Origin of the sequence: Bacteroides sp. LFL-34, assembly GCF_027257075.1 — a bacterium.
In the GTDB taxonomy this organism is placed as follows: domain Bacteria; phylum Bacteroidota; class Bacteroidia; order Bacteroidales; family Bacteroidaceae; genus Bacteroides; species Bacteroides ovatus.
The window spans coordinates 16,285-42,889 of the sequence record NZ_JAPQKZ010000051.1 but is presented as its reverse complement, the minus strand read 5'-3'; the positions used below and the strand labels follow the sequence as shown (position 1 = coordinate 42,889).

The window sequence follows — 26,605 nt, the reverse complement described above, 5'->3', positions numbered from 1 at the left end:
AATACGCAGAAGAATAATGTAGTAGATAACTTACTAATCCGTAACCTATTACCATAATGAGCAATTAACACACGCTCATTTCCAGCGGTTTACACTCTTTTAGTAACTTCCGGCAACAATACACAGTGGCGAGCATATCTTTACTTACTTGTTAATGTTTCAAGTCCGCCTTCTTGAATAGAGTATAACAAGAAAGCACATTCTTTATCGCGATAAAGCGCAAATAGTTTGTTTTACAAGTACCTTATCCGTACCTTTGAAACCAATAACAAACACTTACTCTCATTAATATCAAGAGAAGAAAAATGAAGATTACACAAATCAGGGAAAACGGAGATACGGAGGCACTAAGCGTGACAGACATCGACTTGCTGATAGAAAAAATGAAAAAAGAAACCAAGCTCCGCCCGGTAACCGGATTACGTCAGGCCCTGCATTTTGTTCTACCCGACGAGCCTTGTTCCCTCGCCAACAAACTACCACGAGTGATTCCCGCAGCAGCCTTCGGGCGAGTGAACGGAGTGAAACGAATGAAAACCTACAATGGCATTGTAGAACTGACCATCGGCCCGCTAGCCGGAAAGACAGAAGTGGAAATCGTGAAGCAAAAGGCAGCCGAACTTCCCCAAACAATGCTGGCTTTTATGGGTGCAAGTGGTAAAAGTGTCAAGATATGGACTTGCTTCACCCGTCCGGATGGTACTTTACCGCAAACAACGGAAGAAGCCGAAGTGTTTCAGGCACATGCTTACCGGCTTGCCATTAAATGTTATCAGCCTCAACTTCCCTTCAACATTCTATTAAAAGAGCCGAAACTGGAACAATTCTCACGTCTTAGTTATGATCCGGACTTGATTTACCGTCCCACCCCTGTCCCTTTCTATCTTTCACAACCCATCGGTATGCCCGGCGAGATGACTTATCATGAGAAATCGAGCACTGAAACATCTCCACTGAATCGAGCACTGCCAGGGTATGACACGGAAGATACTGTAGCATTGCTTTATGAAGCAGCATTGCGGAAGACATTTGAAGAAATGGAAACAGACTGGCATCGGAACGATCATGATTTGCAAACGTTAGTAGTCCCGCTTGCCGAAAATTGTTACTACTCCGGCATCCCGGAAGAGGAGGTAACCCGACGGACCATCATGCGTTATTACAAAAGAAAAAATCCGATGCTGATACGCGAAATGATAAGAAACGTATATAAGGAATGTAAGGGAGTGCCCAAAAGCAACTGCCTGACTAAAGAGCAACGCCTTAGCCTGCAGATGGACGAATTTATGAACCGTCGTTATGAGTTCCGCTATAATACGCAGATCGGGGAAGTGGAATACCGGGAGCGTTTCTCGTTTCAGTTTTATTTTCATCCTATTGACAAACGGGCACAAAACAGTATCATGCTTGATGCCCAATCCGAAGGTATTGGCGTATGGGACAGGGACATAGACCGATACTTACATTCCAACCGTGTGCCAATCTACAATCCGTTGGAAGAGTTCCTGTTTCATCTGCCTCATTGGGACGGCAAAGACCGTATTCATGCTTTGGCAAACAGGGTGCCTTGCAAAAATCCGCATTGGGAATTGCTTTTCCACCGTTGGTTCCTGAATATGGTTTCACATTGGAGAGGAGTAGATAAAATGCACGCGAACAATACGTCGCCCATATTAGTGGGCCGACAGGGAACTCATAAATCAACTTTCTGCCGTGAAATGATTCCGCCTGCGCTTCGCGCTTACTATACAGACAGCATTGATTTCAGCCATAAACGGGATGCAGAACTGTATCTGAATCGGTTTGCGCTCATCAATATCGATGAGTTTGACCAGATAACGCTGCCACAACAAGGATTTCTGAAACATATTCTTCAAAAGCCTGTGGTCAATCTACGGAAACCGCACGGTCGCTCGGTACTTGAATTGCAACGGTATGCTTCATTTATCGGCACAAGCAATCAGAAGGATTTGTTGACTGATCCTTCGGGAAGCCGCCGTTTCATTTGTATTGAAGTGACGGGAAACATCGACACTACACAGCCGATAGATTATGAACAGCTTTATGCACAAGCCATGCACGAGATTCATCATGGCGAACGCTACTGGTTTGACAGTGAGGATGAGCAGATTATGACTGAAAACAACCGTGAGTTTGAGCAGACACCGGCTATGTTGCAATTGTTTTACCAGTATTTCAAGACTGCACAAACGAAAGAGGAAGGGGAATTTCTTACTCCGGTTGAAATATTGAATTATCTGAAGAAGAAAAGCGGTATGTCATTGTCTGATAACAAAGTATATCACTTCGGGAGATTGCTGCAAAAATGCGGTATTCCTTCGAAGCATACTTATAAAGGTACTGTTTATCAGGTAATAAAGCTATCATAAGAGATAAAAGCAAGGCTGACAATAAAAGTCTGGATATTTTATTGTCAGCCTATTATCAATGGTTATTGTCAGGTGATAGAACGTTGATATTCACCTACTTGCGCATAATCCTGACAGTATGACAATAAAACAGGTACCAATCATTATGAGATCTAAATTTGAGAGTTTTGTTTCATAGATGAATAGGGGCAATCTTATTTAATATCATCCGATTACCTTCTTTTTGAACTATCTGGTTTTTCCGGATAGTTGTATCCTTATCTACTCCTCCTTGCGAAGTATCTCCTATTTTATCTCCACTTTCGTCTGTAATCTTATGTCATCGGAAGCAGCACCGATCATTATCTGAAAAGTTCCCGGCTCCACAATACTCTTTAAATTCCGATCGACAAGCGAGAAATCCTCTTCGGATAAAATAAACTTCACTTCCCGTTCTTCACCACGCTTCAAATAGAAACGTGCGAAATGTTTCAGTTGCTTCAACGGTTGCACTACTGAAGCGTATTCATCTCTCAAATAAAGTTGAGCTACTTCTTCACCGTCGTACTTTCCTGTGTTCCGGACTTTGAATGAAACTTCAAAAGAACGTGGCGTCAAGGCTGACAGATGCAAATCCGAGTAATCAAAAGAGGTATAACTCAAACCGTATCCGAAAGGATAAAGCGGAGAAGCAGACATTTCTACATAATCATGGCTTTGAGGAGCTTTCTTATTATAATAGAGTGGAATTTGTCCAACGGAACGAGGCACAGAGAATGGCAATCGTCCTGCCGGATTAAAATCACCAAATAAAACATCGGCAATAGCAATCCCTCCTTCTTGTCCCGGGTAATAAGCAGTTAATACTGCATCTGCATTTTCTGATGCCCAGTTTTTATCCAAGGGACGGCCTTCAATATAAACGACTACCAATGGCTTTCCGGTAGTTTTTAAGGCTTTGAGCAGTTCCTGTTGCTTTCCTAATAAAGAGAGTGTTGCGCGGTCGAACCCTTCGCCACATTCCATATCGCTGATCGTCTTTTCGTTGGCAATGGCCGCACCCGTTTCTTTATAACTGGTCTTGAAATCACGAGCACTGGAGCCTCCCACTACGGCAATAATGATTTCGGAACGCTGGGCGGCTGCAACGGCCTGTTCAATATCAGTTGTCACAGTATCACGAATGGAACAGCCTTTCACGTATTCCACTTGCGACGAAGAAAGTTTGGTCCTGATTCCATCCAAGACAGTCTTTATATTTGCTTCTTCCTGCGGAGCGGTATAATCCCCCAACATATTATAGCGATTATCTGCATTAGGTCCGATTAATGCTACTTTCCTATTTTTGTTCAACGGAAGCAAAGAGTGCTCATTCTTCAACAACGTGATTGAAGCTTGTGCTACCCGGCGTGCCAAAGTTACAGATTCTTCACTGCGCACTTCTTTCTTTGCTTTTTCAGGATCTACATAAGGATTTTCAAACAGCCCCATCTCAAATTTCAACCGTAGAACACGGGCGACAGAAGCGTCAAGTGCTGTTTTACCGATACGACCTGTGTTTACAGCATTCATCAGATTCATATATGCATCGCCTCCCAAATCCACATCCACTCCGGCTGATAATGCAAGAACTGCTGCTTCTTCCATAGTGGGCGCAACAAAATGGCTTTGATGAATACCTTCTATGCTGTATAAATCAGAAACGACGATTCCGCTGAATTTCCATTCATTCCGAAGAAGTTCGGTCAACAGAGAGTGATTGGCTGTGCAGGGAACACCGTCCATCGAATTATAAGAAGTCATTACTGATAATGCTCCGGCATCGATAGCTTGCCTAAACGGTGGCAGGAAGTTTTCGTGCAGCTCACGTATACCGGCAAAAGAGGGATTTCCGTTCTGTCCGCTTTCCGAGATACCGTAGGCGAGAAAGTGTTTGAGGGTAGCTAATGTGCTGTATGGGCGTGACAAATCACCGCCTCCTAATCCTTCCACTATCGCTTTTCCTATTTCACCCGTCAATACCGGATCTTCACCAAAGGTTTCTTCTACACGAGACCAACGCGGGTCACGAGCCAAATCGAGCACTGGTCCATAGCTGATATGTCCGCCCTGCAAACGTATCTCTTTGCCGATTGCTTTTCCTACTTCACGGATGAGTTGGGGCGACCAAGTAGCAGCCATTCCGATTCCGGTTGGAAAAACGGTTGCACCAATTGCCATGTGACCGTGCGGTGCTTCTTCGGCAAGGAATAAGGGAATTCCCAAACGGGTATTCTCTATTACGTACTTTTGCAAGGCATTTCCAGCCTTTGCAGCCAAAGCGGGATTCAATCCGGTTGACAATGTTTTCTTTGTCCACGGGTCGGCGCGATAGGTTGCCCAAAGCATACCGGCCTTTCTGTCTTTTATGAGTTGCTTGAATTTATCAGAAGGAAAAACATCGTCTTCTTTGATTTCATACATCTCCCACCCCAAAGGACAAAGGAGTTGGCCGACTTTTTCTTCCAATGTCATACGGGATAGCAAGTCGGCTACTCGCGTTGCTACCGGCAAAGTCGGATTTTTATAGGTTACTGTCGGAAGCGGCTGTGCAAAGGAATAAGAAACTCCTGTCATCATAGCCATAAACAGTAATGATTTATAGACTCTATTTAGCATAACTATTTTTTATAAACGAATAAGATATTAAAAAGAGAAACCTGCTATCATCCCGCAATGCCTTGTGGCAAAGCTGATTTGACAGCAGGCTTCATTTGAGTAAAAAACAACCTCTATTCTACCCTATTTTAGAACGGACATTTCTGATTGTCGACATAAGTAACAGTACCACCCGGTACAGCATTATGTCCATGTCCAGTCATATCAAGCACCGTACCGTCATCTTGCGTTTCACCATCAAAACGCCAATAAGCGATTAGTCCTTCACTTGTGGGGTCTACATAGCAAACGCCATCCTCAATCTGGGCAGCCGTACGTGCCACATTCCATACACGACATTCACTGATGTAACCATCAAAGAAACGTGCATTACCTGCAGAACGACCAATAGAGAATGTGTCCTCCCATGTATGACCGTCATAAGCCATGCTCAAATTAATGGTTCCGCCATTCTTAGTTTCCACAAAGTGAATCTGCTCACCATCCAAATAAAGACGTAAATACTGACCGTCATATACGGCAGCAAAGTGCAACCAATGCCCTGTAGGAAATTCCTTTTCTACCCATGACTCATAATGGTCTTTCTTATCAGGATGCGATGCCGTACCAATTGACCCTTTCACGAACTGCAATTTATTAACAGGATTACCGGCACCGTCGCCAAAACGGAAGAGGAAGTTCTCCTCACATCCACACAACGAACTGATACCATTAGCACTTCTTTCAGAACCGACAGGGAAGGATACAGGAAGCACCTTCATTTCTAATGTCATCTGTCCGAGTGCTTTCACCGGACTTTTTTCCTGATCGCCGAACGAAGGAATATTGAAATATCCCCGGCGTGCCAGGTAAGCAGCCTTGATATTAATAACCTTAGTCAACATAACATAAGCGGTACGGGAAGTTTCCATCACTTTCAGATCGCTATTTGACACAGAGGTAATAGATACAGGAAGGCAGTAGGATACCCCCTCCTGTAATTTCTCGGAATCAGCAGTCACCTTGATTTGCGTAGACTGGTTTTGCCCTGCTGGAATCACCACTTCACCACCTTCAAAACTATAACTACCTTCGGGAGGCATTTGGCAGTTACGACCGGTAGAGGCATTAAAAGACTCAAGTAGCTGAGGAGCCACCTGCACACCAACTTTCACATCAGTGTCCGTCTTATCGGTTGAAGTCACGGTCAAACCTAATGTAGACTGCCCCTCAACGAGAAATTTCACATTTGAAGAAGTCAACGTGCCAGTCATATAGACAGCATCGCTGTAATCAGGTTCAGTCTTGCAACCTGACACACAAAGCAACAAAGCTAATAAAGATAAGAGCGTATATTTCTTCATAACTTCAATTATTATTTAGCATAAACATTAAATACACCACATTCCAAAGAAGCACCATACCAACCACCGGCATTCGGAACAGTTATCCGAATATATCGGGCAGTCAACGGAGCATAGAAAACACAATCTTCGGCATTACGTTCAATTTCTCCTTGTGTTTTCCAATCCGTACCATTATCACTTGTGCTGACAGTCATACCGGCACTGAACGCACCGACCTCTTTTTCAGTCCAAGTTTCATAATCATATCCGGAACTTGTCATTTTGATACTATCAAAAGAATATGCTTTCCCCATATCAATATCCAGCAAAAGCTCACCCGACCGATTAGAGATAGAACAATAAGTTTCATAATTTCCATCAAAAATGGCTTCAATCGGTTCATACCAAGACTGAACAGTTCCATTGGTGGTAGCGGTCCATCCTGTTTGGTCTGCCACTAATGTACCAGTACCTGTATATTGGGTAGCTTCATGATTCATATTATCCTCAGTCACAGTAATAGTCAAGAAAGAAGGCGCCAGCATATTAGTGCTCAACTGCGAATTACCACCTTCTGCCGAAACAAGACGCAAAGGAACAATATATCCTTTTTCACTCTTAAGAGTAGAGAGAACATTCACGTCATCAGTCAATTTTAGATGTACAGCATCTGCCACTACCATTTCTCCTGCAGGAATAGTCATTTCTTTATTCTCCAGTACAATAGCCTCAACAGGCAAGGCTTCAAACTCGGTGTCATGTTCTTCATTATAAGCATCAATCAAGGAGTTATCAACCGCTACCGTTACTCTAATGTCACCACTCGCTTTCTTTGAGCATTTTGCTTCCCATGTGAAATCTACATTACTGACTGTACTGATGGGAGTCTGTACTATCTTATACTCCTTGGAATTATCCAAAACGTACACTCTATTATACGGATCTCCATAAACATCGTAAGTCTCATCATCGCCACAGGCAGTAAAAACAAGCACACAGATGGCGAACATACTTATATAAAACAGATTCTTTCTATTTTTCATAGTCATCTTTCATTAAAAAGTTAATTAATGGACAGCCGGATTCTGTATTTGGATACATTGACGGAACCGATAGTAAGGCTCAGGATTGTATTCGTGTACATTATAGTCACGATGGATAAAGAATGCTCCAAAACCTCCTTTGCGTTTGCCATTCGCCGGTTTATAACGTGCCTGATTGTACATGGACTGCATATCACCCTGCCAGCCGTCACCCATATTACAGCAGTATACCACCTTTTCATCAGGCCATCCACCAGCGCCAGTTCCACCACTATACGCCTGAAGGAAACAATAATTACTATATGGAACAAGACTTGTCATACTAGTAGATGTCTGGTCAATATTCAACATTTTGTCACAAATGCCTTCTTGCGAAGCTATTTCTTTACCATAACGCTCTTCAATGAGTTGTAGACGCTCTTCTTTAGTGATATCCGGATTCGGTCCCATATATTTAGCCATATGCTTGTAGAAGTACTCAAAATTTGAACCACTCAAAAAGTCACCTTCCGGTTCATAGTCGGCATCGAAGCCGTCAAGATCATTCAGGAACACCTGGTCAAGGAAATATTCAGCATACATTTCAAAGGAACGATTAAGTGCAACGGTTCGTTCATCACCCTCCGGCATTGCCTTTGCTTCATTGTAAGCCTTCTTAAAATCGTGTTCGTCAGTTTCCGCATCAATACGTGTAATTGCCACACAGAGCATTTTGGTACCTTTCACTTTCTGCACAAAACGAATTTCGTCCCATATCTCAGTATTTTCCTTTGCAGGAATACCACCCCACATAGAACAAATATCGAGACTGTCGGGCAATCCCATAAATCGAACAGCCGCTGAGTTTTGAGCTCCATACTGCGCAAACCATCCAAAAGCAATTTCATGGTCGCTTGCTTTGTAATCGCGCAGGTTTTGGTAGTACTGGTCGTCGTAAGTCAACGGTCGCTGAATGGTCAACGATTCAATGTCCGTGTTACACGCAGCCATCAAGCTGCCTGTGGCTAGCGCGACCAATAAGTATTTCATTGTTTTCATATTCTAATTACTTAGTTAGATTGTTCTACATTATATATCTGATTACCTTTTTACATCCCACCAAAGACGTGTACCGGCAATGTCCGTACCCTTCAATAGGGAGACAGCAGCTTGCGTATTCTCGCCATTGTCTGAATACTCTGTTGTCGGAAACTTCAGACGACTAATAAGTTCTCCTTCAGGCACTTCACCACCGGAACGATTCGAACTGATAGTAACAATTCCCGGATAACCTGTACGACGCATCTCACTCCATGCCTCCTGCCCGTCAGGAAAAAGAGCAATCCATTTCTGAACCATAATACGCTCCAGTTTCTTGCTTTCAGTAGCATTATCGTTCCACTTCACAGTCAAGTTTGAAACCATACTACTTACATCAGTACTACGTTCGGTTGTCGGATCTACAAAAGACGTAGCCGGTACATTAGTATCATCCGCGAGGTAAGTATCTGCCCCCGTAGCACCTTTGGAAGAGAAAGAAATTCTCACACCTTCTTCATAATACTCCTGCACGGTCTTATCCCCCAAGTTCAAACGCAATTTAGCTTCTGCCAGTAAAAAATAAGTTTCAGCGGCGCCCATCCACTCTATATTATCGTTTTGTTCCACATTCATACTGGAAGCAGCCTCCGACAATGTTCCTTGATTACGGCTAGTTTGTCCATTCCGGACTCCATGATATGCTCCATCTTTCACCGCAGCCTTAAAGTAACATGCCAAACGCGGATCTTGCAAACCTTTCAAATAACAATCCATAGTAGCACTCATGCGAAAATCATTAAAACTTTCAAATGCTTCCCACCACTCATTGATGAAAGTGAACGATGCAGACTGTTTTAAAACCGCATTATCATCAACAGACGTCATCAGTCCTATACTGTGACCAATCGCAGCCTCTATTTCTGTCCGAGCTTTTGTCTCATCCACATAAGAAATACGCATTGCCAAACGGAGACGGAGTGTATTGGCAAACTTTATCCACTTCTCTACTCTACCATTATAAATATAGTCATAACGTTCCATATACGGTTCGGACGTTCGGCTGTTATAACCAGTAAGCACATCAATGGCATCTGCCAATTCTTCAAAGAAGCGATAATACACATCCTTCTGGCTGTCATAAGCCACATGAATACCTGTACCAAACTTAGAATAAGGAATGGGACCATACTTATCCGTAATACGACTCATACCAAACACCTTGACAATAGTAGCCAAAGCACGTGCAGGTGAAACCTCATCGGTATTCTCTACGATACTTTGCCACGGCTGCATCACTTCGGTATAAGCGTTATTGAACGGTGAATTATACCATTGGCGATAAAGTTTATAACAGTCGTTATCTTCTGTTCCGGCATAATCCCACGTCTTGACAGGAGCAAAGTAGCTGGCAAATATGTCACCGGTCAGCATCTGAGTTTCCTCAAACAAACCGCCTTTATCCTTACCTACCACAAAAATGCCCCTCTCCATCTGTGTAAAGTAAGCTCCCGTTTTAAGGTTATCGCGTTCCATCTGCTCCGGAGTTACCTCATTCGGATTAATATTCCAACTTTCAAAATGGCTGGTGCAGGCTGTAAGCAGCAAGCCTCCGGCAAGCAACGTACCATTAACAACTTTTATATATTTTGATATCTGTTTCATCTTGTCGATTCTTTAGAAGTTAAGTTTAACAGAGAAGCCTAAATTACGCAGGCTCGGCAACATAAAATAGTCCATACCGCTGAAGTGTGTACCTGTACTTGCCGTCAGTTCAGGATCATAAGGGGCCTTACAATAGAACATGAACAAGTTGCGTCCGGTGAAGGCGACGTTCATGCTCTGAATCCAAGGAATTATCTTTTGAACGGGAACATCATAACCGAGAGACAATTCTGCAAGACGGACATTTGTAGCACTGTAGACATACATCGAGCCTACACCACTTCCCACAGTACTGTAATATTTCTGCACGGCTGGCACTTCGTGACCGTCAATCAATACATATCCTAAATCGCGCGCTGTAGCCGTAGCTTTGGAAACACCGTAAGCATCCATCAATGCTTGGGTCTGCGAAACAACCACACCACCGATACGAGCATTAATCAAACAGCTCAATGTCAGCCCTTTCCAAGAGAAGGAGTTACGCCATCCCATCATGTATTTAGCTTGAGAATTACCAGCATAAATCCAACCATCCTTACGTTCACCGGCTTTGTCGTCGATAGCCACTGTATTATTGACATAATCCACGTCAATATACCCGTGATGGTCTGTGCGAAGAGCAGTCACATACAAGTCACCGATAGAACCACCCTCAAAAAGACGTGACTTCACGATTTCAAGCCCCCCAAGATCCATCATGTCCTGGCTAACAACTTCTCCGCCTGACAGAGTGGTGGGCTTCAACAACTTTTTAATTTTGTTGCGATTGAGAGTGTAAGTGAACGTAGAGTTCCATTTCACCGGTCCGAGAGGCTGATTCAATGTCAGACTGGCTTCAATACCTTTGTTATCCACTTGTCCACCATTGATATAAATGGAAGAATAACCGGAAGATGAAGGGAGTGAAGGATTGAACAATTGGTTGTAGGTGGATGTCTTATATAAAGATACGTTCAACTCTAATTTATCGTTCCAAAAATGAGACTGCAAACCGACCTCCCACGCCTTGGTACGTTCCGGCTTAATATCTGTGTTAGGATACGTAGTAGCTGTCGTGGGAGAAGCCGACTCATACGGATAGGTCTGATAAGCAATATAACGTGTAGGAGCATTTCCTACCTCACTATACGAGCCACGCACTTTCAAGAAAGTAAATACATCGTTCTTGATAGGCAACAGTTCAGTCAGAATTGCGGAAAGACCTACCGATGGATAAGCGACTGACTTCGCATCGGTCCATGCCAAAGCAGAAGACCAGTCGACACGCCCAGTTACATCCAAATAAAGTTTGCTTTTCCATCCTAACTGTGCGGTAGCAAAAATAGACTGCGTCTGGTCATGATAACCATCTTGCTGAAACTTCACGGTAGACTGCATCAAATTAAGCGTTGTAAAGCTATTGGCTACCGAGTTCAAACTACCACCGACATCGAAATACTGGTAGTTGACATCTTGAATGCTGGTTCCCAGCGTAGCTGTTAATGAGAAATCACCAAAATATTTATCTATATTCAACATCACATCACCATAAAGCTGACGGGTAGAGGCATCGCCTTTGTAATAACCACCAAAGTCCTGGCAAAAGATATTATCGGTAGATGCCGAATATTTCTTTTCAAACAGAGCCGAGGTATAATCCATTTTAGCACGTGCACCTAATGTTATACCTTTAGTGATTTCAAAGTTCAAGCCCCCGCTTATAAGAAAACGATTCTTATGATTGACAAAATTGTCGCGGTTGACAATCCAATAGGGATTCTGCAAAGCAATCCCTTGATTACCCCACGGCCAATATTGTGTCTTGAAGTTACGAGTCTCATTATACATTTCGAACTGTTGAAGCATATCCAGGCTGTAGCTCGGTGACATCAGATAGACCGGAACTATCGGATTAAAGTACTGACCCTGTGATACCATATTCTGTTCGCGTACGTTCATATAGCTAGCACTCAAGTCAAGGCGTAAACGATCATTGAGCATACTAGTTGTATTCCGGATCGTGAAATTGTAACGATCCAACGTGTTATTCGGAACAATGCCCGCTGCATTGGTAGCAGCCATAGAAAGGAATGTCTGGTTCTTCTCATTACCATTACTGATAGTCAACGAGTTAGTTTCATTCCATCCTGTCTGATAGAAATCTAACGGATCGTAATTACTGGGTTGTCCCATTTTCTGCCCCCAACTTTTCAGTTCACCTGTCGTTGCACCATAAGTATTTTGAAACTCCGGAGTTACAAACGGATTGAAGAACGAGGTGTTATTAGCATAACTGACACGGAGTTTATCTTTCGTACCTTTTTTCGTGGTAATCATAATAACCCCATTAGCTGCATCGCTTCCATAAAGTGCAGAAGCGGCAGCACCACTTAATACAGACATCGTTTCAATATCTTCGGGATTAATCATGGAAGCACCGTCACCGGACTGCCCCATACCAGTCATAAAGTCATCCGGCTGTGTCGTTTCCAATGAAGGCATCGGAATGCCGTCAATTACATATAATGCATTATTATTTCCGGAAAGAGATTTTGCACCACGCATCACCACCTTTGCTCCGCCACCTATACCAGATGAACTGGAATTGATAACCACACCGGCTATTTTACCGGACAAGCTGTTTACAAAGTTGGCATCTTTAACACCAACAATTTCACTGGCAGATACTTCCTGCACATTATAAGAAAGTGCTTTCGCTTCTTTTCTAATACCAAGGGCGGTGACCACTACTTCGTTCAACACTTGCGAATCATCTTCCAAAGTAACATTCAAGACCGAACCGACAACAGGCAGTTCTTTTTTCTGATAACCCACATATGAAAATAACAACACCGGATTGGCAGTCTGAACAGTCAACGTATAATTTCCATCAAGATCCGTCACTGTTCCGTTAGTAGTTCCTTTCTCCACAATGGAAACGCCAATTAGCGGTTCTCCATTTTTATCAACTACCGTACCTTTAACGTTTTGTACCTTTTGCTGGGCAACTTCCGTTTCCTTAGCTGTCAGTACAATTTGATTATCCAGTATTTTATATTCAATATTGGTACCTTCAAAGACTTGCTTCAGTACTTGAAAAATATTTTTATCCGATACGGAAACCGTTATCCGGCGATTGAGATTCAGATTCTTGCTGTTAATAAAAAAGCCGAATCCGGATTCACGTTCAATCGTGTGCAGCACTTCTTCGATAGTACTGTTCTTCACGTTCAACGAAATAGAGTTTCTTTGTGCATATCCGTCAGACGCATAAGTCAGCCCAACAGAACAAACGAGCAGCATTAATAGTAATTTCATAGCCAATGATATTTCTTTTAAGGTTCGTCTAAGCGACTTTAATCCTCCAAGAAATTGGACGATACAATAATTTTGCATAGATTTGTAACGAGTTTAATTAGAAAATTGGTAGTTATACTTGTCTGCAAACAAGTAGTTCACAATTACTGAGGCTCATACGGGAAGATACGGCCAATATCGTCCCGTATTTTTGTCTTTAAGGATCTTTGTTTTTCATGGCAATAAGTTTTGTTTTTTAAGGTTTTATATTTTCCAATACTAAATAAATATCTCTATTTTTATCTTTTCTTTACCGGCAGTTCCATTATTGTTCAGATAACGCCAACGTACTTTTGAAGAGACACTGATAAAATTGAGTATCTGTTCTAGATTCCGGTTGGTAAATGTACCGGAGAATGAGTCGTCATGAGGAACATTCTCCCGAACGACAAATTCAGCATTGTATCTATCCGCTAAGATATCCAGTGCATCCCGTAGGGAGGTCTGCCGGAAAATGATTTTGCCATCTTTCCATGAAAGCTCCCTTTCACCGGAAGTTGTATAGAGTTCAGTCTTTCCATCCTGGAAATAATAGACCAGCTTCTGTCCCGGAGCCATCACAATATACTGCGGTTGCTGACTAGCGTTGTTAAATTCAAAATTAACTTTTCCTTCAACTAATGTAGTAATTACCTCATCGGCTTCTTTGTATGCCTTTACATTGAACTTTGTGCCCAGAACTTTTATGGCAGACTGGTGAGCCGTAGAGACTATAAACTGTTTTTCCGGATCTTTCCGAACATCAAAATAGGCTTCTCCGTCAAGTTCCACCTTACGTGTACGGGAAGAAAAACAATTCGGAAAAGTTAATGTACTTTTCCCATTCACCCATACTGTAGTTCCGTCAGCAAGTGTCACCAATGTGCGTTGTCCGGCAGGAACGTAAACAGTCTGCATTTCTATATCCTCTTTTTGGAGAACCTGTATCATTGCATAACTTAATCCGAAAGCTACAACAAATACTGCCGCAATCCGCAAGATTCGTTGTGTAACAGGATGCAATGAAATTGTCTTTTTTGTCTTCTTTGAGAATGCGTCTGTGTCTTGCCATATGAATGCATCATAACTCTTACGAAGAGAAATGAATTCTTTAAGATTGGCTGCATCTGCATCAATCCATGTAGCAACGTCTTCCTTTTCCTTTTGGGATGCCTTGCCTGCAATATATTTTAATAGTAATTCCTTATCCATACAATAAATAATTTATAAGTTATGAGAATAGGGGTATTATTCCCCCTTTCATTAAGAATACCACTCACTAAAGAGATTCCCTAGTAAGAAATGTGATTTTTTTGTTAGTGCTTAAAAAAATAGCAAACAAGGAGGCCTTTTCCTTCTTTTCAGATGAAAAAGAAAAGGAATGGAGCATAATCTTTTAGATTATCACGCAGCATTTTAACTGCTCTGCTGATATGATATTCTACTCCTTTTACACTAATGCCCAGTTCTTCGGCTATTTCTTTATGGGATTTTCCATCTAGGCGATCGTGGATGAAAGCAATACGAGTTTTTTCCGGCATACTCTCTAGTAATGCATGCACTTTTGCCCGTAATTCTTCTGATAATATTTCCTTCGGGTCACATGCTTCCAATGTTGATATACGAATTTCCAATTCACGCTGTCCCTTATCAAGCAAAGTTTGAAAAACATTCTCTTGTGCTTGTATATGTTTCAGGTAATTGAGTGATTTGCTGCGAATATAAGTAATCAAAATCGCTTCAACACTTGGGATTTCCCGTTCTTTACTTAGTTCCCATAAATGGATAATGGCTTCTGATACAATATCTTCTGCTACTAAATCATTATGGACATAGGACAAGGTAAATAGGAAGGCTTTCCTATAATAAGCAGTATATATCGAGTTGAAATTGATTTGAGCCATTCCAGTATATCCATAAGTATTAAACGCTGCAAAGAAATACATTTTACTCATAAAAAGGAAACTTTTTAGAGAAAATTTAAATTTAGCTAAAATACCTTTTCCTTATAAAGAAGAAAAGAAATGCCTTGATTATAATTTGCACGTCAGCATTAATCTTCCTTCTGAGGTACTGGCAAAAACATTTAGATGGAAAAGATATAAACAGGGTAAATAGTAACTTCTTCATAAAACAAACATAAATAAAAGAAACCTGCTTACCCAAAGAATATTATCTTTTCAGTAAGCAGGCTTTCACTCATATTCAAAAATGCAAAGAGCAAAATCTCTCACAAATTTGTGTGTTCCATTAATTGATAGCTATCGGAGCATCCAACGTCTTAATAGTAATTCCATTTGTAGTACCGTTTATACGCCCTGTGGCATCTTTGATAACTCCACCTTCCTGAGTCTCCGATCCGTCTAGTTTATAATAAAGTGCCAAGCCTTCTGAAGCAGGGTCAACACCCAGCATATTCTGCTTAAGTTGATTTTCCGTACGGGCTACACTCCAAACACGGACTTCACTCATTTTACCATGGAATGGACGTTCACCCCATTTGAAACCATAGATTCTACCAATATAAAAACCCATATCCGAATTCGGATCAAAACCGTCAATCCCCCAATCTGAACCAGCCCATTTCTCACCATTTACATAAATGCCTGTTTTTCCTGTCGGTTGATCATAAGTCAACGCTACATGATACCAACGATTTGTTAACAACGGTTTCGTTACACGGTAGTTCTGTCTTCCGGCCACTTCCAAATAATCTTTAGGAGTAATTCCTCCTCCCGCATCACCGATACGGAGGATCATCACACCTTCGGTTCCCATAATCGTATTATTATCGAGGAAATAATCCACATTAATCAATGCTTCGTAAGTGAATGACGAGAAGAAAGTACCGACAGGGAACTTCACAGAAATATAGTGATTACTGAAGTTACCAGCTTTGGTAATTTTCAACGGTTTGGAGAAAAAGAAATATGCAATGTTTGTTCCGGAAAGAGTCGACACCGAAGACGAATGCACCCGCATAGGCAAAACATACGAGTTCCCGGCTTTCAAGGCTTCTAACCCGGAAAGTTCGACTTCTACATTATCCGCATACAATTTTCCACTCGAAATAGAAGATGTCGTACTGCTTAGCTTTACCTGCGAAACATCAAGCATCTCATAATTTGTGCCATACTTTGCATTGTATTCGTCTACTACACTTGGTTCGGCTACACTATATGATACGTCTACCTGAGAGGAAGTTGCTGACGAGAGTCTTGAAACCAGATCAAATGTCATTACATCCATTTCATCTTCCACCGAGAAATTATATTCCTTGCTTTCGAAATAAACCTTAGGCTCCAGCAGGTCATTCATGCTGTCGTTGCAAGCGCCCAACAATAACGCCATACTACCTACCATCAAATAATAGAATATATGTTTATTCATCATCTTTTTACTGTTTTAGAATTTTATAAGTCCACTTATTCCTGCGGTTTATTTTCCGCTTCGTTTTGTTTCGCTTTCCATTCATTGAAAACCCGCTGATTGATTTGAATAGCCTGACGCATCCATTTATAATTTGGCGTATTGTCATAATCATTATCGAAGCGATAAGCTCCTACTCCACCTTTATAACCTTCTCGCGGCATAGCAGCAGCCTGCTTCAGCAATTGACCTCCATTAGTGGCATACTTTTCAAAGTTCTCTGTGCAGATTATTTTCTTAGGATCAACGCCATAACCATCAAAACCGGGATTGGAACTACCATAACTTTGTATAATCCAATAATCGACATACTCATCCAATTCATGGGTAAGCCTATAAATATTTCCATCAATACAGATCATTTTATGTCCTTTACCTTCCGGATCGCTTTTCGGGCCAATGTAATTGTTCATTTCTTTAACCAAATGAATCAAATGCTTATTCTGACTCAATGTGCCATCCATATCAAACACACCACTACCGATTTCCCAGTCTACATCATAACCGTCCCATTCGTTTGCATACAAAGAATCGCACAGAGCTTTGGCAAACTTCGCCAGACATGCATAATGGTTTTCACTTTCAAACTGACCTTCAAATCCCCAATATTTCCAACGGGCTTGTTTCTTCGCCGTTTCCAATTGAGCCGCCGACCAGCCTTCTTCCTCCGCTTGTTTTTCCACTTCGAGGTATACCGAATTTGGTGTCGCACCCTTACCAAGATAAGAAAGCAGACTTACCTGCAACAGTTTCGTTCCTTTCACCTTTTGCACAAACTCTTTATCTGCCTTCTGCTCCGGAGTGATTTCATAACGTCCTGGAGCGCCACTCCACATTGAAACAAAATCCATACTATCGGGCATAGCAGAGAGATATCCTCTTCGATAAGCTCCAGCAGGCGCCCAATTGGAATACCATCCGAAAGCTACGGGACGATTGTAATTCCAAGCAGTCGCCTTATAGGCGCGCAGATTGGCATAATATGCCTCACTCTCCGCATTGTTCATTGTGGCATACCCGCCTATATGGTCTATCTCAATATTCTCCACATCCATGCAAGAAGTTACCATCATGCCTGTCAATGGAATAATATATAACAATTTTCTTAATGATTTCATATTCTTCATCTGTATTAAAATGATACATGTAGGTTATCTCTTACAATCCCACCACAAACGGGTAGAAGACTTATCTTCGCCACCTGCACCGTTATTGAACAACTTCAAGGCTGCTTCATAAATAGCCTTTCCCTCGTTAGTCTGAGAAAAACTAGTGGGATAAATCATACGGCGAATACCACCCTCAAGAGTTGCGCCTTGCACTGCTCCTTTCAAAGTCTTAATGACATTCAACTTCGGATAACCGGTTCTTCTCCATTCCGTCCACGCTTCCTGCCCGTTAGGAAACAAAGCAATCCATTTCTGAATCATAATTTTTTCCAACTTCTGCTCTGTTGTTCCTTCAAACTTGACAGTAGTCTCACACGGAGCAGAAAGTGTTTGCCCATACTGATAATGGGAAAAAACATATGCCCGAGGTGCCAAATTGGAATTCATATAATCGTCTACAGGATCGGTCACACCATTCTCCTGAAAAGACATATCAATGCCCTGTTTATACCATGAATCCGCACTGCCGAAACCTTCCCACACTAAAGCTGCTTCCGCACGCAAAAAATAAACTTCCGATGCACGCAGCCAATATGTAGGAGTTCCACTTTGAATATTGGGCTTTGAGCAAGATTTGTAGATATCATTCTGCGCATTGGCATGCCCTGCCGGCACCGCTTGATACGTTTTTCCGTCGAAAGCCTCAACACCATAAGAGACATTACCATCCATCGGCAAAAAATAAACGCTCAAACGCGGGTCTTCATATCCCATCAGATAAGAAAAGATGGAAGAACCCATACGAGCTTCATTATAGTTGCCTGCCAGCCATTCAATGTTGTTGCGGAAAGTCATACCCGCTCCTTGACTCATTTGAGCCGCATCATCCTTAGCCGTCATCACACCGATAGAATGATTTACTGCTTGAGTAGCATACTTTTTCGCCAGTTCCGCATCAGCGAAGCGGACACGCATAGCCAAACGAAGCATCAGCGAATTGCCGTATTTCACCCATTTGGTAGCATCTCCGGCATATACCGCATCATAAGCGCCCATTACATTCACCCCATTTGCCGCCTTTTCTGTTAATTCTTCAATGGCTGCGGTCAATTCTTCAAACATCGCCGTATACACCTCTTTCTCCGAATCGAACGGAATGTTCATTGTAGCGTCCGCCGCATGAGAATAAGGCATCGGACCGAAACTTTCAAGTGTCTTGTGCCAAGCGGAAATCTTCAGAATTTGAGCCAAAGCAAAGACTTCGGGCGTACCATTTTTCTCGGACGCTATTTTCAATTTCTTCCAAGGATCAAGAGCATTGGTATAAGACTGTGTATAGGTCGCTTTTATCCAATTGTCCAACAAATAATAAGTAGTATTGTTACTACCTGCGTTCCAACCGTTACTGTTGTTCTCACCAAAAAATCCACTCCAATTATCGGCCGACAGATGATAAGCTATTTGATATTCATTGATAACATCTGTATCATCAGCCTGTGTGCCTACGGGAATCACTGTCCGTTGCATAGCTGTAATCAGCCCTCCGACTTCAAAACCATCCATCGCACCTTCTCCGTCGCTCATCTCAAATTGGTTGGTATTGATTTCTTCAAAATTGCATGAGGCAAATAGCGCCATTGCGCATATCACCGCTAATAGTTTAAAATGATTCATTTTTCTCATAATAAAGAAGGTGTATTATAATTTAAATTTAATACCGAAGCCAAAGCTACGAACACTCGGTTGCATAAAATAATCATTACCTTGTCCGTAAGTACTAGTGGAAGGAGTCAGTTCCGGATCGAACGGAGCTTCGCAATACAACATCCAAGGATTGTTGGTTATAAACGAAACTGTAACATCTTTCAACACGTTACCAAACCACTTATTAGGCATAGTATAGCTAAAGGTAAGTTCTTGCAAACGAATATTGGTGGCACTGTATACATAGTAACCGGAAGTTTCATAATTTCCCGTACCTGTCATCTGATAATAAGACTTCGCATCTACCAGACCTTGTCCCTTCAACAATACGCCTCCCGCTTCACGAGCCTCAGCCGAACGTTTGGACACACCGTAACGATCAAGCAATGCCTCTGTAGAAGAGGTCACCACACCACCAAAACGCCCGTTGATTTGGAATCCGAGTCCAAAGCCTTTGTATGTCAACATATTACTCCATCCCATATTAAAGTCAGGAGAAGTTTTTCCCAAATAAACAGGTTCCCCCTTTTCCATTCCAAAGGTTCCGTCGCTCTTTACCTCAACATATCCCAAGTGGTCTTTCTTTAAGAAGGTGTTGGCATAAATATCGTGGATACTTCCGCCTTCTTTCAAGATGACACGACCACCATCCTTCAAAACCTCCGGAATATTAATCGGTTCATCCATCAAATCCGTATGATAGTTTTCAACCATCTCCTTAATCTCATTTATATTACGAGAGAATGTCAATGTTGAAGAGATTCCTAATCCGAACTTAAACCGATCGGAATAGCTTAATGAAGCCTCCCAACCACGATTTTCCACATTACCGGCCTGCAAATAAATCTGCTTGTATCCGGTATATTCCGGAAGATCACCCAAGAAGGTCTGATTGTATGTATTAGAATGATAGTAGGTTACCTCCGCACTTAATTTATTCCACAACTTCAGACTTAATCCAAATTCGTATGACTTTGTACGCTCTGCCTTGAAATCAGTAAACGGATAGATACCGGTAGGATCTAATGCACCACCCACAATAGGGGTAGTTACCGTACCCGGAGTCAGTCCCGAACGGGATACAGGCGCACCGACTTCCGTATACGAACCGCGAACTTTCAGGTAAGAGATAAATTCGGGCAATTTGACCATCTCGGAAATAATCCCGGACAGACCGATTGAGGGATAGAAGAAAGATTCTTCATCGGTATTCACCAAACGTGAATTCCAGTCATTACGTCCGGTCAGCGTCAAATAAAGCATACTCTTCCAACCAAGTTCCAAATTGGCAAAAACAGCATGATTACGTACACGACTATCACCACCCTTTTCTGAGATACGACCATTAGCCGGATCGATATTAGAAGCCGCAAATTTATTGGGCACTCCCAATAATGTCCCTTTGTATCCTCTCTCCAATGCCCAATAGTTAGAATAGTTCCAACCCGCATTGGCAGAAATACTGAAATCAGCTATATGTTTATTTACGTTCAACATAAAGTCGGCATATTCCTGACGGTCTTCATAGTTATTGTATCCATACAGTCCTTTCTTTCCTTCCGCAAATTTATCGTCGGATGAAGCGTAAATCTTGCGTTCAAACAATACATGTGTGTCATCCATTCTGAAACGGGCTGTCGCATTCAACCAATCGGTAATATTATAAGTCAACCCTACGTTGAACATATAACGACTCTTTTCATTCGTAGCTACATTGCGATAAGCAGTCCAGTAAGGGTTCTGTGAAGCATATACCGGATCTGCCACCGGCCAATACTGAACCGGAAGTTGGCGACTTTCATCGAAATGTTCGAATGACTTAATTCCATCAAAGTCTTCACCACGAGGGAACAAATAGGCGGCCATCACCGGATTCCAATATTGTCCTTGCGATACCATATTCTTGTCTTTCTGTTTCACATACGACGCACCTAAATCGAGTTGTAATTTATCATTAAGGAAAGTTGCCGTATTACGGATTGTGAAATTCAAACGATCATATTCATTATTAGGTACAATACCTTTGGAATTGGTAGAAGAAACAGAAGCAAAAGTCTGATTCGATTTCGTACCGGTGGTCAACGTAACCGAATTAATAAAGTTTGTTCCGGTATTAAAGAAATCCTTCTTAGGATCATAACTTGTAGGAGTCAACAGTTTCTCACCCCAGCTTTCATACATATCTTTTTTGTTACCATACGTATTTTGAAACTCAGGAGTCATATAAGCTTTGCTGAACTCTGAAGAAGAAGAGAACTGCACTGAAAGTTTTCCTTCTTTTCCTTTTTTAGTGGTAATCAAAATTACACCGTTAGCGGCACTACTACCATACAACGCAGCAGCCGAAGGACCACTCAAAACAGAAAGACTTTCAATATCTTCGGGATTGAAGTCGGCGATTCCTTCTGTTCCGGCCTTACCTTCACCCATAATACCACTGTCGGTATTTCCCATATTGGTATTGAACAAAGGAATACCGTCCACCACATACAAAGCATTATTATCACCTTCAATAGATTTTGCACCACGCATTACAACACGTGTCGCACCACCAACTCCACTAGCACTTTTGTTTATATTCACTCCGGCTATCTTACCGTTCAGCGAGTTTACGAAGTTAGCATCTTTTACCGTAGTCAGAGCATCTCCCTTGACTTGTTGTACATTGTAAGACAACGCCTTTTCTGCACGTTTGATACCCAATGCCGTCACAACAACTTCATCGAGCACTTCTGTATCCTGCTTCATTACAACCGGATAGAAATCTTTCTTGGAAACAGGAATTATCTGTGCAGCATATCCGATATAAGATACTTTGAGAATAGATTTCTCTGCCGCCTTGATCGTAAAGTTACCATCGAAATCGGTAATCGTACCTGTAGAACTACCATCCACAGATATATTTACTCCAATCAACGGTTCACCGCTTTCATCAGTAACCTTTCCTTTGATATTTTTAAGGGTTTGTGCAACTACAGGCTTCTTTTCAGCTATTATGATGTAGTTACCTTGAATCTGGAATGAAAAGCCCGTCCCTTTTAAGATGGTATCAAGTGCGGTCTCGAGGGATGCATTCTGCAAGTTTAACTGGGCTATTACTTTTCCTTTTAATTCGGAATCACTATAATTTATAGACTTTTTGGACTGTTTTTCCACAGTTTTTAAGGCATCAATGACAGTGATGTTCTTCTGCTGGATAGTTATTTTACTATCATTTTGAGCCAAAGCGAAAGTCTGTATAAGAATAAGACTTAAAAAAGTGAGAAAGACCCGCTTATGAGCTATTTTTTCTGCTATTTTTTCGTAGATTTGTAGCATCTTTAGTATTAGTTAATTGGTTATTATTCTAGGATCATTCAGAATAGCGTCAATATTACGCTAATATTAAAAGAGATTGATTTCATATCCGGGAGGAACGGCCATTCCTTCCGGGTATTTTTTTGCATTACGTATTAAATTTAAAAGGTTCTACAATATATTTATTCTTTACTAGTTACATAGCACTTATTTCCCTTGATAACATAGTTTACATTTCCTACAACTTGCGATATAATCTTCATAACTTCCTCCAGATTCGCCTGTTTGGAGAAGCGGAAACTATATGTATTCTTTTTCAAGCTATGAAGGCTATATACAAAAGCATAAGGAAATTTGCGTTCAAGACTTGTAAAAATATCCTCCAGATACATATTACTAAAAACCAATTCCCCACGTTGCCATGCCGTCACATCATCTATCTCAGGCATCCGCAGATTGTGCGCTTTCGTATGTTTGTCATATACCAACTGTTCATTAGGCTTTAAAATAATATTGGACAGCAAGTTATTGAATTCAACTTTCACACTACCTTCCAGCAAAGTAGCCATCAGTTCGCTATTTTCCGGATAAGCATTTACATTAAATTCAGTACCTAAAGCAGTAACTTGATAATCATTGGCCTTTACAATGAAAGGATGCTTCTTATCCGGTTTCACTTTAAAGTTGGCCTCACCAATCAAATATACACTTCTAGTCTCTCCTGTAAATTTTTCCGGATATAGTAGTATACTCTTCGAATTCAGCATGACATTTGTACCATCCGGTAATGTAAGTTCACGAATTTCCGCTGTCGGTATATAGCATTCAACTAAATCTTTTTCCGGCCGTTCCTTTTCCAACATCAAATAAATAGAAACGGATGAGACTGCTAACAAGAAAATAGCTGCAGCTCTCCATATAAGCAACTGGTAATTTCTACGTGAAGTGATAGACTGCATTCCCAGATTCTGCCGCATTCGTTGTATTGATTGTTGCATGCCATCAGGCACTTTCTGTTCTCCTGCTTGTTTCCAAAGCTCACGAAGAGCCTCACTCTTTTCATCAACATGCTCCTCATCAGCCAACCACTGTTGCACTTTCTTCTGTGTTCCGGCTGAATAGCTATTATGGCCGAATAATTCTACGAGTTGTTGAATATAATTTTTCATGAATCTTTTTCTTTCTTTTTTGGGCTTTATACACTAAATACAACTACTACATACATACTACTTAAAAATATTAGAGAAAAAAAATAAAAAAGAGGAGTACCTTCTTTAATTCGATCAATGCCAAATAAACCTGATGCTCTATTGTTCGGATAGAAACATCGAGTTTATCAGCTATTTCTTTATGACTTAATCCCCTGAAACGACTAAGTTCGAATATCAACCTCCGACGCTTCGGCATTTTCTCCAGGGTGAGTTGAATAATCATCAACATCTCCTTATAATATACGTTATTCAAGATCTCTTCCTTTTCTGTTAATTCATAAAGAAGAGTCTTCTCTATAACTTCCGACTGATATTCCTGTTCTACTTGTTGATGTTTAAAGATATTCAGAACTATATTTCTAGTCATTATAAAAATATAATTGTCTAGTTCTTTATCATTATCCAGCCACAACTCAGGCTGCAACCAGAGCTTACAGAAAACATCTTGAGCCACATCTTCTGCATCCGCTTCCGATTTTAGCAGCATTTGAGCAAAGTTCTTTACCTTTGGAAAATTTACAGTGAAAAACCTCTGAAACTTTAATTCAATCTGCCTGTCATTATTCTCCATCTCTCTAGTATTTTTCAGTGTTAGCGGTTAAATCAAATATTACATATATTTAGGTCTAAGGAATGATTCAATATAATATTATACATTAAATCATAATCTAAAAGCAAAATAAAAGATTAATAACACAATAAAAAAATATTATAACTCTTTTTTGGTTTATTTCTTCCAAGCAGCTATCATATAGAGCTTTCCAGAAAATAAATAAAATGTATATTATACACCCATAAAAATAAAAAGGCTTCATGAATCAATGATTCATGAAGCCTTATAAAGAATACTCGTACTCGAAGCGGGACTTGAACCCGCACAGCCGCAATGGCCAAAGGATTTTAAGTCCTTCGTGTCTACCATTCCACCATTCGAGCATCCTTTCAAAGAAAGAGCGGAAAACGAGACTCGAACTCGCGACCCTAACCTTGGCAAGGTTATGCTCTACCAACTGAGCTATTTCCGCGTTTTTTCAACGGGTGCAAAGATAAGTAGTTTACTTGTTTCTGCCAAATCTTTTCGGAGGAAAGTTTAAAAAACTATCCTCCGAAAGTCTATTTTATCTTCCAAGCAGTGCTTTCTCCGCTTTCTCCATTCCACAAAAGTTGAATCCATCAATCACTTGCTGCATCAATGCGGAGATTTCTGCATTACAGAGGTTGCCGATACTACCTTCATGAGTATGGTGTACTTCTTTAGTATGCGAGAATTTACCTGCTTCAATATCCAAACCAACCTTCTTATATGCATCACGGAAAGGCATACCTTCACGTGCCAAACGATTTACCTCTTCCACGCTAAAAATAAGGAGGTATTTGTCATCATCAAGAATATGTTCATTTACCTTTATTTCATTCATGATATAGGTTGTCATCTGCAAACAGTCTTTCAGTTCCTGAAAAGCAGGAAGGAAAACTTCTTTGATAATCTGCAAATCACGGAAATAGCCAGAAGGCAAATTATTCGCAATCATCATGATCTGTTGGGGAAGCGATTGCAGTTTATTACATTTAGCACGTGTCAGTTCAAAGACATCGGGATTCTTCTTATGAGGCATAATGCTGGACCCCGTGGTACAGTCATCAGGCAACTTAACGAAACCGAAGTTTTGACTGTTAAACATACAGGCGTCAAAAGCTAATTTGGAAATCGTCCCGGCAATCGTAGCCAATGCAAAAGCAACATTGCGTTCCATCTTTCCACGCCCCATTTGAGCATATACAACATTGTAATTCATTGAATCAAAACCTAATAAGTCAGTCGTCATGGTACGGTTCAAAGGAAAAGACGAACCATATCCGGCTGCTGAACCTAATGGATTACGATTGCACATTTTAAATGCTGCCTGCAAAAACAGCATATCGTCCATAAGACTCTCGGCGTAGGCACCAAACCACAAGCCAAAAGAAGAAGGCATTGCAATCTGCAGGTGTGTATATCCCGGCATCAAAACGTTTTTATACCGTTCGCTCTGACGGATCAAGACATGAAATAGTTGTTCTACCGCTTCGGCAACCTCTTTTATTTGCGTACGGGTAAAAAGTTTCAAGTCCAACAGAACCTGATCATTTCTGGAACGACCACTATGTATTTTCTTTCCGATATCTCCCAAACGACGGGTCAACATCAATTCTACCTGTGAATGTACATCTTCCACCCCGTCTTCTATCACAAATTCGCCTTTTTCGGCCGAGGCATAAATACTCTTCAATTCCACCAGCAACTGGTCCAGTTCTTCTTTTGTCAACAACCCAATGCTTTCAAGCATCGTAATATGAGCCATAGAACCAAGCACATCATGCTTGGCCAAATAAAGATCCATCTCACGATCACGACCTACCGTGAAACGTTCGATATCCTTATTTACCTGTACGGACTTCTCCCAAAGTTTCTGTGCCATAAAA

Annotated in this window: 16 protein-coding genes and 2 tRNA genes; 1 reads left to right on the top strand and 17 read right to left on the bottom strand. The window is 41.3% G+C overall.

All coding sequences use genetic code 11. From position 1 onward, the window contains the following. Window positions 1–305: 305 nt before the first annotated feature. Window positions 306–2,390, top strand: a complete 2,085-nt coding sequence (locus N5O98_RS22790) for a BT4734/BF3469 family protein (protein WP_004310481.1) — start codon at window positions 306–308, stop codon at window positions 2,388–2,390. Between the two features lie 285 nt (window positions 2,391–2,675). On the opposite strand, the gene N5O98_RS22785 is transcribed toward N5O98_RS22790, so the two are convergent. The 17 genes from N5O98_RS22785 to argH all read right to left on the bottom strand — a co-directional run bounded on the left by N5O98_RS22785 (window position 2,676) and on the right by argH (window position 26,601). Next, window positions 2,676–5,027 carry a glycoside hydrolase family 3 N-terminal domain-containing protein gene (locus N5O98_RS22785; protein WP_004310482.1) on the bottom strand — a complete coding sequence of 784 codons (2,352 nt, stop codon included), beginning with the start codon at window positions 5,025–5,027 and terminating at the stop codon, window positions 2,676–2,678. 128 nt (window positions 5,028–5,155) lie between these two features. After that, complete coding sequence (locus N5O98_RS22780; protein ID WP_004310483.1) at window positions 5,156–6,370, bottom strand: DUF1735 and LamG domain-containing protein; 1,215 nt, start codon at window positions 6,368–6,370, stop codon at window positions 5,156–5,158. A gap of 11 nt (window positions 6,371–6,381) precedes the next feature. Further along, the gene (locus N5O98_RS22775) at window positions 6,382–7,395 is read right to left on the bottom strand and encodes a BT_3987 domain-containing protein (RefSeq protein WP_004310484.1); all 1,014 of its coding nucleotides are present in this window, start codon (window positions 7,393–7,395) and stop codon (window positions 6,382–6,384) included. A gap of 24 nt (window positions 7,396–7,419) precedes the next feature. Next, window positions 7,420–8,433, bottom strand: coding sequence for a glycoside hydrolase family 18 (locus tag N5O98_RS22770; RefSeq protein ID WP_004310485.1), 1,014 nt, complete (start codon window positions 8,431–8,433; stop codon window positions 7,420–7,422). A 42-nt stretch (window positions 8,434–8,475) separates the two neighbouring features. After that, window positions 8,476–10,077, bottom strand: coding sequence for a SusD/RagB family nutrient-binding outer membrane lipoprotein (locus N5O98_RS22765; RefSeq protein WP_004310486.1), 1,602 nt, complete (start codon window positions 10,075–10,077; stop codon window positions 8,476–8,478). A gap of 12 nt (window positions 10,078–10,089) precedes the next feature. Beyond that, window positions 10,090–13,452, bottom strand: a complete 3,363-nt coding sequence (locus tag N5O98_RS22760; RefSeq protein WP_008770349.1) for a SusC/RagA family TonB-linked outer membrane protein — start codon at window positions 13,450–13,452, stop codon at window positions 10,090–10,092. Window positions 13,453–13,632: 180 nt separating this feature from the next. Then, the gene (locus tag N5O98_RS22755) at window positions 13,633–14,604 is read right to left on the bottom strand and encodes a FecR family protein (protein WP_004310488.1); all 972 of its coding nucleotides are present in this window, start codon (window positions 14,602–14,604) and stop codon (window positions 13,633–13,635) included. Between the two features lie 149 nt (window positions 14,605–14,753). Then, the gene (locus N5O98_RS22750) at window positions 14,754–15,296 is read right to left on the bottom strand and encodes an RNA polymerase sigma-70 factor (protein ID WP_008770350.1); all 543 of its coding nucleotides are present in this window, start codon (window positions 15,294–15,296) and stop codon (window positions 14,754–14,756) included. A 346-nt stretch (window positions 15,297–15,642) separates the two neighbouring features. Further along, the gene (locus N5O98_RS22745; protein ID WP_004310490.1) at window positions 15,643–16,785 is read right to left on the bottom strand and encodes a DUF1735 and LamG domain-containing protein; all 1,143 of its coding nucleotides are present in this window, start codon (window positions 16,783–16,785) and stop codon (window positions 15,643–15,645) included. 32 nt (window positions 16,786–16,817) lie between these two features. Then, window positions 16,818–17,939: a glycoside hydrolase family 18 gene (locus tag N5O98_RS22740; RefSeq protein ID WP_118161269.1), complete on the bottom strand. Its 1,122-nt coding sequence runs from the start codon at window positions 17,937–17,939 to the stop codon at window positions 16,818–16,820. 33 nt (window positions 17,940–17,972) lie between these two features. Further along, the gene (locus tag N5O98_RS22735; protein ID WP_004310492.1) at window positions 17,973–19,613 is read right to left on the bottom strand and encodes a SusD/RagB family nutrient-binding outer membrane lipoprotein; all 1,641 of its coding nucleotides are present in this window, start codon (window positions 19,611–19,613) and stop codon (window positions 17,973–17,975) included. A 15-nt stretch (window positions 19,614–19,628) separates the two neighbouring features. Then, entirely contained in the window at window positions 19,629–22,952 is a 3,324-nt protein-coding gene (locus N5O98_RS22730) for a TonB-dependent receptor (protein ID WP_269496039.1), read from the bottom strand. Window positions 22,953–23,113: 161 nt separating this feature from the next. Continuing rightward, complete coding sequence (locus N5O98_RS22725) at window positions 23,114–24,100, bottom strand: FecR family protein (protein ID WP_008645190.1); 987 nt, start codon at window positions 24,098–24,100, stop codon at window positions 23,114–23,116. A gap of 70 nt (window positions 24,101–24,170) precedes the next feature. After that, window positions 24,171–24,713 (bottom strand): RNA polymerase sigma-70 factor, encoded by a 543-nt coding sequence (locus N5O98_RS22720; protein WP_004314638.1) that lies wholly within the window; start codon window positions 24,711–24,713, stop codon window positions 24,171–24,173. A 281-nt stretch (window positions 24,714–24,994) separates the two neighbouring features. Then, a tRNA-Leu gene (locus N5O98_RS22715) sits at window positions 24,995–25,078 on the bottom strand. 16 nt (window positions 25,079–25,094) lie between these two features. Continuing rightward, a tRNA-Gly gene (locus N5O98_RS22710) sits at window positions 25,095–25,167 on the bottom strand. A gap of 93 nt (window positions 25,168–25,260) precedes the next feature. Further along, complete coding sequence (gene argH / locus N5O98_RS22705; protein WP_004305025.1) at window positions 25,261–26,601, bottom strand: argininosuccinate lyase; 1,341 nt, start codon at window positions 26,599–26,601, stop codon at window positions 25,261–25,263. Between the last annotated feature and the right edge of the window lie 4 nt (window positions 26,602–26,605).